14 protein-coding genes are annotated in these 13288 nt (G+C 60.6%); 6 read left to right on the top strand and 8 right to left on the bottom strand.

Annotated features, from left to right (window positions below; all coding sequences use genetic code 11):
* Window positions 1–312 precede the first annotated feature (312 nt).
* Complete coding sequence (locus IE158_RS12305) at window positions 313–1761, top strand: sigma 54-interacting transcriptional regulator (protein WP_189644007.1); 1449 nt, start codon at window positions 313–315, stop codon at window positions 1759–1761.
* Between the two features lie 83 nt (window positions 1762–1844).
* Here the strand turns inward: IE158_RS12305 and IE158_RS12300 are convergent, their stop codons facing one another.
* From IE158_RS12300 to IE158_RS12280, 5 genes are all read right to left on the bottom strand, one after another.
* Entirely contained in the window at window positions 1845–3167 is a 1323-nt protein-coding gene (locus IE158_RS12300) for a cytochrome b (RefSeq protein ID WP_189644006.1), read from the bottom strand.
* A 2-nt stretch (window positions 3168–3169) separates the two neighbouring features.
* A complete protein-coding gene (locus IE158_RS12295; protein ID WP_189644005.1) occupies window positions 3170–3826 on the bottom strand; it encodes a Rieske (2Fe-2S) protein in 657 nt (218 codons plus the stop codon).
* A 43-nt stretch (window positions 3827–3869) separates the two neighbouring features.
* Window positions 3870–4724: a cytochrome c gene (locus IE158_RS12290; protein WP_189644004.1), complete on the bottom strand. Its 855-nt coding sequence runs from the start codon at window positions 4722–4724 to the stop codon at window positions 3870–3872.
* A gap of 338 nt (window positions 4725–5062) precedes the next feature.
* Window positions 5063–5326, bottom strand: coding sequence for a hypothetical protein (locus IE158_RS12285; RefSeq protein ID WP_308430689.1), 264 nt, complete (start codon window positions 5324–5326; stop codon window positions 5063–5065).
* Window positions 5319–5963, bottom strand: a complete 645-nt coding sequence (locus IE158_RS12280; RefSeq protein ID WP_189644003.1) for a response regulator transcription factor — start codon at window positions 5961–5963, stop codon at window positions 5319–5321. Before IE158_RS12280 ends, IE158_RS12285 begins: the two co-directional genes overlap by 8 nt.
* A gap of 136 nt (window positions 5964–6099) precedes the next feature.
* On the opposite strand from IE158_RS12280, the gene IE158_RS12275 reads away from it, so the two are divergent.
* Window positions 6100–6618 carry a hypothetical protein gene (locus tag IE158_RS12275; protein ID WP_189644002.1) on the top strand — a complete coding sequence of 173 codons (519 nt, stop codon included), beginning with the start codon at window positions 6100–6102 and terminating at the stop codon, window positions 6616–6618.
* 134 nt (window positions 6619–6752) lie between these two features.
* Window positions 6753–7319, top strand: a complete 567-nt coding sequence (gene lspA / locus IE158_RS12270) for a signal peptidase II (RefSeq protein WP_189644001.1) — start codon at window positions 6753–6755, stop codon at window positions 7317–7319.
* A gap of 19 nt (window positions 7320–7338) precedes the next feature.
* On the opposite strand, the gene thrB is transcribed toward lspA, so the two are convergent.
* Complete coding sequence (gene thrB, locus IE158_RS12265; protein WP_189644000.1) at window positions 7339–8262, bottom strand: homoserine kinase; 924 nt, start codon at window positions 8260–8262, stop codon at window positions 7339–7341.
* A gap of 527 nt (window positions 8263–8789) precedes the next feature.
* Between thrB and IE158_RS12260 the strand changes: the two genes are divergently transcribed.
* Both IE158_RS12260 and IE158_RS12255 read left to right on the top strand, forming a co-directional pair.
* Window positions 8790–9059, top strand: coding sequence for a GlsB/YeaQ/YmgE family stress response membrane protein (locus IE158_RS12260; protein WP_189643999.1), 270 nt, complete (start codon window positions 8790–8792; stop codon window positions 9057–9059).
* 281 nt (window positions 9060–9340) lie between these two features.
* On the top strand, window positions 9341–10459 hold the full coding sequence (locus IE158_RS12255; RefSeq protein WP_229839110.1) for a glycosyltransferase family 2 protein: 1119 nt from the start codon (window positions 9341–9343) through the stop codon (window positions 10457–10459).
* 78 nt (window positions 10460–10537) lie between these two features.
* On the opposite strand, the gene IE158_RS12250 is transcribed toward IE158_RS12255, so the two are convergent.
* A complete protein-coding gene (locus IE158_RS12250) occupies window positions 10538–11011 on the bottom strand; it encodes a PaaI family thioesterase (RefSeq protein ID WP_189643998.1) in 474 nt (157 codons plus the stop codon).
* A 130-nt stretch (window positions 11012–11141) separates the two neighbouring features.
* Between IE158_RS12250 and IE158_RS12245 the strand changes: the two genes are divergently transcribed.
* Window positions 11142–12545: an RtcB family protein gene (locus IE158_RS12245; RefSeq protein ID WP_189643997.1), complete on the top strand. Its 1404-nt coding sequence runs from the start codon at window positions 11142–11144 to the stop codon at window positions 12543–12545.
* Between the two features lie 93 nt (window positions 12546–12638).
* Here IE158_RS12245 and IE158_RS12240 read toward each other — a convergent pair whose 3' ends face one another.
* Entirely contained in the window at window positions 12639–13049 is a 411-nt protein-coding gene (locus IE158_RS12240) for a CBS domain-containing protein (RefSeq protein ID WP_189643996.1), read from the bottom strand.
* Window positions 13050–13288: the final 239 nt, after the last annotated feature.

Here is a 13288-nt window from a genome sequence, read left to right as displayed (position 1 = left end):
GCCAAGGCATCCACCGTGGGCCCTTAGTATCTTGACCCATCAAGATTTAAAAACGTTGTCTGCACCTAGGTGCGACTCGGTGTTTCAAAAACAGGATTATGCTCTTGTTCTCGCATTGCTCTTCGTTTGTCATGCTGCTCGCCTCAACCGAGGCTCAGAAACTATACAAGCCCCGCCGGGGCCTGTCAACCCCTCTAACATTACCAATCCAACACATCCGGCAAAATCCCGTCAACAACGCCAGATTCATCTGACTTCTCAGCACAATTGAGCACAATGTGGTCCCGCTTCGCGTGCTACTTTCAGCCCCATATGACAACTCCTGATGCACATACTATTGCCGAACTGCTGAGGTTCCCCCAATATGCAGGTCGCCGCCCTTTCGACGGCCTAACGCCGAGTGTTCAGGACGAAGTGCGCCGGAACCTGACTCATAAGCTACGGGCTGGTGAGAGCCTATTTGAAGGTGTGGTGGGCTACGAGGACACCGTGATTCCTCAGCTCATCAATGCCCTGCTGGCGCGTCAGAATTTCATCTTGCTAGGCCTGCGCGGGCAAGCAAAGAGCCGCATTCTGCGGGCCATCACGGGCCTTCTGGACGAGTATGTGCCGGTCATTGCCGAACTAGACTTTGCTGATGACCCACTGAACCCCATCACGGCCGAAGGCAAAGAACGTGTGGAGCAAGAAGGTGAACAGCTCGCCATACGCTGGGTGCCGCGCAGTGAGCGCTATGTGGAGAAGCTGGCAACTCCTGATGTGACCGTCGCCGACCTGATTGGAGATGTGGACCCCATCAAGGCCGCCCGCCTGGGGACCAGCCTCGGAGACAGCCGCTCCATGCATTTCGGCCTGCTGCCACGCGCCAACCGGGGTATCTTTGCCGTCAACGAGCTGGCGGACCTGTCACCCAAAGTCCAGGTGGCCCTGTTCAATATCCTTCAAGAAGGCGACGTGCAGATCAAGGGATTTCCAGTGCGGCTGGAGCTGGATGTAATGCTGGTCTTTAGCGCTAACCCGGAAGACTACACGGCACGCGGCAAAATTGTGACTCCACTCAAGGACCGTATCGGCTCGGAAATTCGCACGCACTACCCACGCGATGTCCGCCAGGGGATGGACATTACCCTGCAAGAAGCCCAGCGTGAGCCCGAAGTGCAGGTGCCGGACTTTGTAGGTGAGCTGATTGAAGAAATCGCCTTCCAGGCCCGTGAGGACGCCCGAATTGACAAGTTGAGTGGAGTTTCGCAGCGCTTGCCCATCAGCCTGATGGAACTGGCTGCAGCCAATGCCGAGCGCCGCTCTCTGGTCACCGGAGCCGCTCCAGTGGTCCGGGTCAGCGATATTTACGCCGGGCTGCCGGCCATCACAGGCAAGATGGAACTGGAATACGAAGGCGAGCTGAAAGGCGCTGAGAATGTCGCCAAAGACCTGATCCGCAAAGCCGCTGGCGCAGTATATGGTCGCCGCTTTGCCAGCCTGAGCACCGCTGGACTGGAAGAATGGTTCGAGCAAGGCAACGTGTTCCGCTTTCCCCAAAGCGGCGCAGCTCAGGAAATCGAAGTTTCTCTGGCGGAAGTACCTGACCTGGCAGAGCTAACCGGTGCGGTCGCCGAAAGTCCTGATACCGAGCTGCGGGCCAGCGCGGCAGAGTTCGTGTTGGAAGGGCTCTATGGCCGCAAGAAGCTCAGCCGGGCTGAGGAGCTTTATGCCGCTCCAGAACCCGAGCTAAAGATGGGACGTGGTGGGCGCTGGAACTAGGATTGCCTCATCACCCAAGAACCATAAGAAAGGCCGCCCCGGAAGGCGGCTCTTTTTTGGGCCCTGGTGAGAGGCAATTAGGCTTAGTCGTCGTGACCGTAGACCATCGCCCGCTCCTGCTCACGCTCGTCGGCAGTGCGTAGACGGCGAATAGCAGACACGTAGGCCAGCGTCAAGCCATAAGCGATGGCCGGGATCAAGAAGCTCAGGCCCCACAGAATGGCGTTGGCCGAAGCAGAAGGCAGATAGCCGTTGGCAACCAGTTCACCCTTGTAACCCGCCACCGACCAGACAATCAGCAGCGCCAAGAAAGCGATACCAGCTGCCAGACGGTGAGGATGATTGGTGGGGTTCTCGGCGTAGTACATATTGTCCTTGGCACGGTCCAGCATGGGCACGGCGAACATCAGTCCAATCACCAGCATGGGCAACACCAACGCACCGATAAATTCGGCGCTGAAGTGGCCTCCTAGCAGGTCAAAGCTAAGCGTGTTGGGGATAATCGCCAGCAGGCCAAAGACCCACAGCAGATACCAGTCAGGCTTGATGCCCTCAATAGGCTGTGAGCTGGGTGGGCCATAGTGCTCCACTGGGTGAACCGGCACATACGCACTAAACAGAATCACGATGGCTGCAAACAGCAGTGCCAGCATGATCATGATGGGGGTCTGCTGGGTAATCAGCGGCACACCCACAATCTTCTTGTAGGCGATGCGCTTGGCATACTGCGGCTGGGTGTGCTTCTGCTTGATCATGATCAGCATGTGCGCAGCGGTCAGCGCCAGCAAGATGCCGGGCAGCAGCATGATGTGGTAGCCGTAGAAGCGGGGAATAATGCCCTCACCGGGGAAACGGCCTGCAAAGGCGAACTCGGCCAGCCAGGGGCCAACCCAGGGAACCGAAGCGGTGATGGCGTAAATCTCCTTGAGGGTGTTGTAGGCGTAGTTGTCGTAAGGCAGTGCGTAACCGGTCACGGCAGTCAGCGCCGAGAAAATCAGCAGCAACATGCCAATCCACCAGTTCAATTCGCGGGGCTTCTTGTAGGCACCCGTGAAGTAAATACGCATCATGTGCAGCACGGCGGCAGCCACCATAATGTTGGCGCACCAGTGGTGAATACGGCGGAACATATCCCCAAAGGGCAGGGCATTGATCTTCAGGGCCGAGTGATAGGCCGCTGGAACCAGGTTGGGGTCAGCAGGCGTGCCGGGGTCAAAGGAGTTCACCACCATCGCATTGCTGGGCTCAAAGGAGAGCGCCAGAATAATGCCGGTCAGAATCAGAATGATCAGGCTGAACAGCGTGATTTCCCCGATAAAGAAGGTGTGGTGAACCGGAAAAGCTTTGCGCAGGAACTTGTCATTCAGGCGCGAGATATGCAGGCGTTCATCTAACCACTGGTTCATATTCAGGCTCCCTTGGCCGCTTCCTTGGTGGCTTCCCAAGTGGCTTCATCGGTGTAAGGGTACGGAGGAGTCAGGAAGAAGCCTGCCACTTTGACGTTGTCGCCCTCAGCCACAATGGGCAGTTGCGCGAGCTTGTGAGGAGGCGGGCCGCCCACCACAATGCCGCCTTGCTTGGGAGCATATTGGCCGGAGTGACAGGGACAGAACATGCCATTGCCGTCCTTGGCATCGGGGACCGGGCAGCCTGCGTGGGTACAAATATCGCTATAAGCAACCACCTGGCCGTCAATCGTCGCCTCAACATTGGCTTCGCCGCTCAACTCACCGGCAGCGAACTTGTAGACCGCCAGCAGATTGTTGGGTTCGCCTTTGCGGATAATCTTGTTGCCTTCAGCGTCGGTGCCCATCGGCCAGGCCTGTACCAAGGTGGTGCCAAGGTCAGCCACCGTAATCGGAGTGCCTTCTTTGGCGGGGTCGGCATGCACCAGGATGTCACCTTCCATCGGCGGCTTCTTGTCTTCGGTCATGCGGAACATGGGATGCGCACCGCCCAGGGTGCCCAGCAGACTCATCACCCCTACCGTGGCCGTAGCGCCAGTCGCCACATTGATAAAGCGGCGGCGGGTGAGTTCGGGGTCCTTTACCTTATATCGGGTCATTTCATCTCTCCTACGCAGCGGGCCTTCTCAGGCCCAGCCACAATTACCAGGGGAATTCTCCGCTGGCATCTTCCACCAGCACTTCGCCGTCCATGAAGTACTTCTTGTACAGGCCCACAGCCAGCGCCAGACTCAGCACCAGCAGACCAGCCCAGAGGCCTTCACGGGACACGTTGGGGCTCATGCCTGCGCTCCAAGCGGCGTAGTCGGCCATCATCTGCCGTGCAAACAGCACACTGAACAGCAGGCTGGAGGCCAGGGTCAGCACCATCATCAGCATGGCAACGGGGGTGGCGCGGACCTTGTGAACACCAGGTTTGAGCTCTGCGCCCTCGGCCCAGTACGAGTACAGACCGATCAGACCATAGGTCAAGAGCAGCATGGCAAAGGACAGGAGGAAAATTTCAGGTAGGGCAATGCCTTCAGGCACCATACGGCCCCGCTCCTTGAGCACTTCGGGGTCGATTTCGCCTGCACCTTCGGCCAACATTGCCGGGCTGAGGGGCTCAGGAATATTGTTGCCCCAGGAGTGCAGCACAAAGTTGGCCACCGCGTAAATCTCGTTCTCCTGCAACACACCCTCGAAAGCAGGCATGCCGCCTTTGCCTTTGTGGATAATGTTGTAGGCGTACGCCGGGTCACCAGTAATGTTGGTATTGCCCGCGAGCGCGGGGCCAGCGCCGCCTTCACCCGCTGCGCCGTGGCAGCCCTGACAGTTGGCTTCGTATAGCGCAGGGCCTTTCTCAGGCCACTCGGTTTCGATACTGGCCATGACGGCAGGGTCGACCTCCACCGGCTCAGGGGCGGTGGCGGTATTAAACAAAAAGAGTGTGATGACCCCGAACAGGGCCGCAAAAAAGATGGCGACCAGGGGCATTACAGCGTCATTTCTCTCCACGTTACTTCTCCTCGGATTTGGGCTTGGGCCACTGGACCTGGCAGAGCAGCGCGGGAAACCAGGGCAGGCCAGCGTGATTCACCCTGCGATTGTAGTGCAGAAGATGCGGCTTAACATATCACGCAGCTTCCTCATGACTAACCGAAAAGTAAGGCCTAGAGCAAGGTTCGGGCTACGGCAGTTCTGCTTGATAAGGCTAGGGAAAAGTGGGGCCGCAAATGTCCCTTGCTTTTGCTGGCGCAGAGCCCCGGATCAGCCAAAGCGTTTAGAGCACTCGGTGCATGTGCAGCACGCCTAAACAGCCGTTTCCAACTGGCTGCCTCTGTCAGCAATTCCGCTCAGTCGGGCCATGATAACTGGCCCAGAGCCGCAAAAGGGTGTGGGGCGTCTACTGGACGTAATGTGCAAAAAGGTGGACCGCCTTCGGGCTCGACCCGGTGGGGGCACTGCGGGCACTCTGCGAAGGCCTGCTCGGTATAGGCCAGGTCCGGCTCAGCTGAGGCAATGGCCCACTCACGCTGGCAGCCTGCCCGGTACACCCGCTCCGACACGCCAGGCAGCGGCGCAGCTGGCCCAGCTGAGTGGGTGCGGCCTCTACTCAAGGGGAGCAATGCCTTCGCGGATAGCGTAAAGAGCAGCTTGAGTACGGTTATTCAGCTGCAACTTGGTGAAGATCTCACTGAGCCGGTTGCGGACCGTCTTCTCGGAGATGTCCAGCCGCAGGGCAATGTCCTGATTGGAAAATCCCTGAGCCAGCAACTTGAGAATCATCGTTTCGCGCTCGTTGAGGTCGTTGTGCTTCTCCTGAGGCAGTTCTTCGCGCTTGTCACGGAAATCGTCTAGCACGTTCTGGGCCATGTCAGAGTTGAGCAGCGCCTCGTCAGCCGCCACCCGGCGAATGGCGTCCAGCAGAGTTGAGCTGTCGGCATCCTTGAGGACGTAGCCTCTGGCCCCGGCCTTGACCGCCTCAAACACATAACGGTCCTGGCGGTACATGGTAATCATGATGACTTTGGCACTCGGGTCAATCTCCAGGATGTTCTGGGTGGCCTTGACGCCGTCCAGTTCAGGCATCTGAATATCCATCAGGATCACGTCGGGATGGGTGTCGGCGGCAAAACGCAGCGCCTCGCGACCATTGGCAGCTTCGCCAATCACGCGCATGCCCTCGCTTTCCAGCAGGCTCCGCAGCCCCTGCCGAAACAGCGCGTGATCATCTACCAACAGCACACGAATCATATGAAGTGCAGTGTAGCTTGCCGCTTGCGCTGCAACTGCAACTTGAGGGCCAAGGAGCCGTCAGACACAATCCAGCTATCCATGCGGCTCATTTTTCATTCATTTTGGGTGGCTGGACCGCTATAGTGCAGCTTGAATGACCTGGTTTGATGCACTCCTCATCACGCTGCTGGGCATGCTGGGTGCCCTGGGGCTGCGGCATGGCTTCAGTGCGCTTGTCTGGGGCGGCCTCTGCCTACTGGCGGCCTACTTCGCCAACCGCTTGAGCGCTTCTCTAGACCTCTGGGCCACACTGGGCCTGGCACTAGGGTTGGGCACTGGCGCTTCCCTGCTAGCTGGACTGATCCAGAGCCTGACGTCCTGGCCCTACCGCACCCCCCCACTGTGGGCCTCTGCGGCAGGCTTGCTGGGCAGTACCGGCCTCGGACTGGCGGTAGCAGCAGCTTTTGCGCTGTCTTTTCCGCTGAGCCCCAAGGTAGATGCAGCGGGCGTGCGCTACGTCTATCCTTCGCCGGAGATGCAGCCAGCGCTGCACCAGGCTGTAGATCACTCTATGTTCAAGCGAACCCTGATGCCGCTGTGGGAGCAACAGTCCGGCTGGCAAACCTTACTTCTGCCTGACCTGCCGGTATTTAAGGGCAATTCGCGCCCCTGAAGGGACCGCCATACACTGCACCAGCCGCGCACATGAGCTTTGCTGCGCCTGGGACTGTGCCTGCGTATCTGTCCTCCACATTCAGGGTGCACTTCACAGACTGCAGCTCCACATTACGCATCTATACTGCACAAATGCCTTCCGCTGCTCCCACCCCTGCCCGCCGCTGGCCGCTGTGGTTCCCGCTCCTGCTGGCGGCCCTCCTGGTCGCAGCCGACCAACTGCTGAAATCGTGGGCACTGGCCAACTTGGTCTATCAGGCTCCAGCCGTGCCCGTGATCCCACTGTTGCTGGACTGGGTGCTGACTTTTAATACCGGGGCAGCGTGGAGCATGTTCTCGGGCTCGGCGATGCCACTGGCTGCCTTGCGGCTCCTGGTGGGCCTGGGCCTGCTGGGGTACTTGCTGCTGCGTCCACAGTCCCGCCGCCTGAGCATGGTCCTGACCCTGATCGCCGCCGGAGCCATCGGCAACGCCATTGACGGGCTGACCAAGGGCAAGGTGACCGACATGATCCACATGCCACTGCTCTCAAAGATCACCAACGCCTTTGGGGCTGGGGATTTCCCGATTTTCAATCTGGCGGATGTCTACGTGGTGCTGGGTACACTCGCACTCCTACTGCTCAGTTTGCGCGAGGACCGCCCTCCTGAACGGAGTGCACCCACAGAGCCCCACACGTCCACAAAATCACACGGCTGAGCCTGACTGCCCGTCCATATTACTCCCCAAACTGGCCCAGAACCGACGCTCCATCAGGCTCAATCGGCAGGTCAAGGATGCGCCCGCTCAATCCTTCTGCGGCCATCACTCGCTGCAAAAACAGGTGGAGAGCGCCAGTCTCTGGACCTGCATGGCCCACACGGTGAAAGCACAGCACCGCAGGACCGGCCCCACTGAGGGCGGCTCCCAGTGCACCGTGCTCCCCCGCTTCAGCCAAGATGCGTTCCAGGCCCGGCACGAGCGCGGCGCGGTAGGGCTGATGCAGCCGGTCCTGCATGGCTTCAGCAAGTAGCTCCAAGCGGCCAGACATCAGCGCCGCAGTGGTCAGGGCCGCATGTGAGGCAGTGAAGACCGCATCTTCCCGCGAGTAGGTGGGCGGCATGACACTGCGGGCTTTGGCCGTATTGAGCTCGAACTCGGGGATCAGCACGGTCACGCCCAGGCCGTGCGGTGGCTCTATCCGCAGCGGTTGGGCCCGCTGACCATCAAAGGTGGCAATCACGATGCCCCCCAGCAGTGCAGGCGCAACATTGTCTGGATGGCCTTCTATACGGCTCGCCAGGTCCAACAGGCCGCGCCGAGTCAGCGGCTCACCCAGCACTGCGTTGGCGGTCAGGAGGGCAGCCACCAACGCGGCGGCGCTGCTGCCCAGGCCCCGGGCCAGCGGCACTGCACTTTCTATCTCCAGGTGCAGCGCAGGCAGAGGGCGGCCTACCTCCTGCGCCAGCGCTTCCATGCAGCGGTAGACATAGTTTGTTGCATCCGCAGGTGTACCGGCCAGCGCCGCGCCGCGTGGCACCACGGTCAGCGTCGGTGCCTGTCGGGCGCGCAGGGTGGTATAGAGCGGCAAGCTCAGACCTAGGCAATCAAAGCCCGGACCAAGATTGGCGCTGGACGCTGGCACCCGGACTTCCAGGGTCATGCCTGTCTCCCCAACTCAGGCGCGTCAGTGAACCGTGCGTGAAGCGGTAACCCTAAGGATTCCATAGTGCAGCTTAGAACATTTGACAAAAAGAGGGACATCCAACTGACCGGCAAAATGAGTGAGGAATATTAATGATGAGGACCGAAAATGCAGTAATGTTGGGCGCGTCTCGCCGGAGCACGTCATTTGAATATGCAGCGTCTTAGAGCAGATAACTGCACTGGCTACTGTGCGTCCCTGAGGTCAGGCGACCTGTGAGCGGAGCAACAGGACATATCAAACCGCTATGGGCTTACCGGCCGCACACAGCACATTCGGCGGAATGATCTTAATGCCCCCATCAGATCTGATGAGGCAGTCAGCCAAACTTTAGTCGGAGCTGAACGCAATTTAGGCATCCCTTGAGAACGTGTTTTTGATTACGCTTGGTAGGAAGGCCCTCCCTCATCTTGACTACGGCTGCGAAGTCAATCTGCGATTCCCCCTTCACATCTCATATCATTCTCTTCTTTGGAGGAAACAACATGTCCTGGATTATTACTCTGCTCGTAGGTGCCCTGTGCGGCTGGCTGGCCAGCATGATCATGAAGACCGACGCCCAGCAAGGCGCGATTGCCAACATCCTGATCGGTATCGTGGGTGCCATGCTGGCCCAGGCCGTATTCGGCAACATGCTGAACATCGGTGGCGCTGACGTGGCCGGTGCTGGCTTCAACATCTGGAGCGTCCTGTGGGGCGTGGTGGGCAGCGTCGTGCTGATCGCCATCCTCAAGGCTCTGCGCGTTCTGCGCTAAGTCACGCCCTTCCCCACCGTGGGATATACACCCGGCTTCGGCTGGGTTTTTTTTGGCCCTGCTCATCTGTATTGGCTAGGCGCACACGCATTTGCAGCAGGGTTCACCTGTTTCTCCAATGCCCTTTCTCCACTGCCATCTCAGTCCACAAAAAGGCTGATGGTTTCCTTATAGGGATGCGGCATACTGCAGAGCAACATGCTGCGCTGCATCTCAGATGGCCTGACAGACCCCCATTTACTCCACGTCCGACTGCATCTGGCGGCGCTGGAGCGCACACAGTGAGCTGGGGGCAGCGCACCACGTCGCTGGCCCGGAGCTTGCTGACTGGCTTTAGCCTGGGGTACACGGCCTACCGGGCCGCGACCTTGGCGGTCAATGCCGTCACTTTCCCCCGGCTGGACCGGCCCCATGCCCCACCGCGGCGGCGGCCCCGTGTCTCGCTGCTCACTCCAGCCCGGGACGAAGTCCACAATGTGCCCAAATTGCTGCATGGCCTCCTGACCCAAGGCGCGGACGAAGTCATCTTGCTGGACGACGGCAGCAGCGACGGCACAGGCGACCTGGCGCGTGAACTGTGTGCAGGTACGCCGGGCGCGCGCGTCATCAGTGGGACTCCTCTGCCGGAAGGTTGGGCAGGCAAGAACTGGGCCTGTCAGCAGCTGGCCCAGGCCGCCAGCGGTGAGGTTCTGATTTTTGTGGATGCTGATGTGGAGTGGCATCCCGGCGCTCTAGAAGCCCTCCTGGCCGAGCTGGAGCGCTCGGGGGCTGATTTGCTCAGCTGCTGGCCGCGCCAGAATGTGGGCAGCAGTGGCGAACGCCTGATCACGCCGCTGATCGACATGTATCTGCTCTCGCTGCTGCCCTATCCGGCCATGCGGTTGCCGCTGGTGGCGACCGCAACCGCAGTGGGCCAAGTGATGGTTTTTCGCCGTGACAGCTACGACGCGGTAGGCGGGCACCGCCTGGTCCAAGGTGATGTGCTGGAAGATGTGCTGTTCGCCAAGCGGCTCAAGGCCCGTGGCTACCGGGTGATGGGCGTCCTGGGCGGCGAGCGCATCGGGGTGAGGATGTATCAGGACTACGCCACTTCGGTCAGTGGCTACGCCAAAAGCTGGCTACCAGTTCACGGTAACTCGCGCCTGCTGCTGAGTTTGGCGCTGGCCGGGCAATTTTGCGTGTATACCCTGCCATGGATGATGGACTTTCCAGGGGCCCGGGTGCTGCGGGTTGCTGGGCTGGCCGAACGCTCGGCGGTGGCCTGGGTGGCTGGCCGCCGCCAGCCTGCCGACCTGGCTGAAGGGCTGCTCGGCCCGCTGGGGCCACTGCTGATGCTGCCCATTTACCGCAAAGCGATGCGCAAAAAGGTGAAGTGGAAGGGCCGGGTCTATCAGCAGTAATGCCGTGAGCCCTGGCTTCCACCTCTGATGCTCTTGCTCACAGAGGGGTAAACGCGCAGTGGAAAGCTGCCCTGCTGATTACACCCGAACGACGTTGCAGGTGCAGCGAGCCAGGGTAGTGGTCTTGCCGCGTTCGTCCTGAATCTCGATTTCCCAGACCATGACGCTGCGCCCCCGGTAAGCCAGCCGCGCTGTCCCCGTCACCAGGCCGCCGGTGACGCCGCGCACGTGGGTGCCACTGACGTCCACGCCCACGGCCACTTCGCGCCGTACATCCAGATTGATCCAGCTGCCGATACTGGCGAGTTCTTCGGCCAGGGCCAGGCTGGCACCGCCATGCAGCCGTCCGGCGGGCTGGCGGTTGCCTTCCACTGGCATGGTGGCGGTCAGTTCCTCGCGGGTGGCCCGCAGCATGCGGATGCCCAACTTGCCCCCCAGCGTGCCGCTGAGGCCCTCGCCGCTGGGGCCATTGAGGCGCGCCGCCAACTCTTCGGGCGACAGGTCCGCGAATTCTTCTGGGGTCGGCAGATGAATGTCAGGGTGCAGGGTCATGCTCCGAGCATAGCCGAGCCTCAAGGCTGTTAGGCCAATGCGCTTATGACTCACACGGGAACAGCTGACAGACTGAGCTGGGTTGAGCAGTCCCGTAGTGCTGCTCTGCATCACACAAAGGAAGATGACCTTGAACGGAAAACACATCACCAAATTGGGCTTTGAAAACCGCGCCATCGGACTGGCGCAGCAGGCCGCCAGCGTGCGCGAGCAAGCGGGCTTGGGCCGCACCGAAATTCTGGATGAACTGAGAACTGTGCAGGCCGCGCCGGAGCGTTTCGCACAGGGCGGCGTGTATGCCGAGCTGGCCGCCGAACTGCTGACCCAGCGGGCCGCGCTGAAGTCCTCCGCCAACGCTGCACTGCGCGAGACTCCTTTGCCGTACGGCGTCTGGGGCGCCGAACTGATTGACGCTGGAGCCACCGAGCAGATGGATGTGGCAATGCGGCTCCCAGTGTCCCGAGCAGGCGCCCTGATGCCTGACGCGCACATCGGCTACGGCTTGCCCATCGGCGGCGTGCTGGCCACCGAGAATGCCGTGATTCCTTACGGTGTGGGGGTGGATATCGGCTGCTCCATGATGCTGAGTGTGCTGCCGATGCCAGCGGGCGGCCTGGAACGCGACGAGGCCCGAAAGCTGCTGCTGAAGCACACCCGCTTTGGCGCAGGCGTGGGCTTCGAGAAGCGCGAGCGAATGGACCATCCCGTGCTGGACGAAAAGACCTGGCAGGACCAGGGCATTCTGAAGTTCCTACACGCCAAGGCCGCCGAGCAAATCGGCACCTCGGGCAGTGGCAATCACTTTGTGGAGTTCGGTGAGCTGAAGGTGGAGGGCTCCGAGCTGGGCCTGGAACCGGGTGAATACCTGGCGGTACTGAGCCACTCCGGCTCACGCGGCTTCGGGGCGCAGGTGGCCGGACACTTTACCCGGTTGGCCGAGGCCCGCCACAAGCGGCTGGACCCCGCCGCCCGCAAGCTGGCCTGGCTGGGCCTGGACACCGAAGAAGGTCAGGCCTACTGGCAGGCCATGAACCTGGCAGGCCGCTACGCGCTGGCAAACCACGACCAGATTCATGCTCGCCTGAGCCGGGCGCTCGGTGAGCGGCCACTGGTGCAGGTCAGCAACAGCCACAACCTCGCCTGGAAACAGGAGGTGGGCGGCCAGGAGCTGATCGTCCACCGCAAAGGCGCAACCCCTGCAGAAGCGGGCCGCCTGGGCCTGATTCCTGGCAGCATGGCCGACCCCAGCTTTGTGGTGCGCGGCCTGGGCAACCCCGAGTCGCTCAGCAGCTCCAGCCACGGTGCCGGGCGGCAACTGGGCCGCAAAGCCGCCGAGCGCAGCGTAAGCAAGGACGAGATGCAGGGCTACTTGCGTGAACGTGGCGTGACCCTGATCGGCGGTGGCCGCGATGAAGCTCCCCAGGCCTACAAGCGTATTGAGGAGGTGCTGGCCCGCCAAACCGATCTGGTCGAGGTGGTGGCTGAATTCACTCCCCGCGTGGTGCGCATGGACACCGGCAACCAGGACATCTGAACGGGAGCATCTGGGTAAGGGGGCAGCGGGGCCGCTTGACTACCAAAGCAAAACCCCCCGCCTGGGCGGGAGGCGGGGAATTTCAGAGCTGAATTACTGCTGGCTAATGCCTTCAAGCGCGTGCTCACTCGCGTTACTGTCGGTGCGCACGGCAAGGTCACCCAGGCTGACGATGCCGACCACTTTGCCGCCCTCGGTCACAGGCAAGCGGCGCAGCTGACGGCTGGCCATTTCGCGGGCTGCTTCCTTGACGTCCGCGCTGCTTTCCATGGTAAAAACGTCCATCGTGGCGACTTCGCTCACCTGGCAATCGTTGCCTTTGCCTTCAGCCACCACACGCACGGCGATATCACGGTCCGTGATGATGCCCTGCAACTGCTGATCTTCCATCACCAGCACATTGCCGATATCTCCGTCGCGCATCAGGCGGGCGGCTTCCTGCACGCTGTCACTGGGGCGAACACTGGTCACACTGCCGGTCATGATTTCTTTCAGGGTGGTCATCTTTCTTCTCTCCTTCTTTGGAATTGGGGGATTACCTGAGCTTAGGCTGGGAGCCACTCACGGCAACAGGGGACTGCCTTGAAGCTCCATTTATCTGAAATCGTCTATCCTCAGTACCCGACAACTTCATATCCAGACGTGAGGGACAGCAAAAACAGACCTCGCTCCCCGGTTCAGCTTGAAGGCTGGATTCAGGGAGCGAGTGACGCTTTGATGAGTGTGTGAAAACAGAACAAAAC

The organism is Deinococcus piscis (assembly GCF_014653275.1).
Classification (GTDB): Bacteria; Deinococcota; Deinococci; order Deinococcales; family Deinococcaceae; genus Deinococcus; species Deinococcus piscis.
Note: the sequence above shows the minus strand (reverse complement) of the source record. Positions and strands in the feature narration are given on the sequence as shown.

Excerpts from the sequence above, each read along its gene's own strand:
- IE158_RS12305 (WP_189644007.1), top strand. The coding sequence starts at position 313 with ATGACAACTCCTGATGCACATACTATTGCCGAACTGCTGAGGTTCCCC.
- IE158_RS12300 (WP_189644006.1), bottom strand. The coding sequence starts at position 3,167 with ATGAACCAGTGGTTAGATGAACGCCTGCATATCTCGCGCCTGAATGAC.
- IE158_RS12295 (WP_189644005.1), bottom strand. The coding sequence starts at position 3,826 with ATGACCCGATATAAGGTAAAGGACCCCGAACTCACCCGCCGCCGCTTT.
- IE158_RS12280 (WP_189644003.1), bottom strand. The coding sequence starts at position 5,963 with ATGATTCGTGTGCTGTTGGTAGATGATCACGCGCTGTTTCGGCAGGGG.
- IE158_RS12275 (WP_189644002.1), top strand. The coding sequence starts at position 6,100 with ATGACCTGGTTTGATGCACTCCTCATCACGCTGCTGGGCATGCTGGGT.
- lspA (WP_189644001.1), top strand. The coding sequence starts at position 6,753 with ATGCCTTCCGCTGCTCCCACCCCTGCCCGCCGCTGGCCGCTGTGGTTC.
- thrB (WP_189644000.1), bottom strand. The coding sequence starts at position 8,262 with ATGACCCTGGAAGTCCGGGTGCCAGCGTCCAGCGCCAATCTTGGTCCG.
- IE158_RS12260 (WP_189643999.1), top strand. The coding sequence starts at position 8,790 with ATGTCCTGGATTATTACTCTGCTCGTAGGTGCCCTGTGCGGCTGGCTG.
- IE158_RS12250 (WP_189643998.1), bottom strand. The coding sequence starts at position 11,011 with ATGACCCTGCACCCTGACATTCATCTGCCGACCCCAGAAGAATTCGCG.
- IE158_RS12240 (WP_189643996.1), bottom strand. The coding sequence starts at position 13,049 with ATGACCACCCTGAAAGAAATCATGACCGGCAGTGTGACCAGTGTTCGC.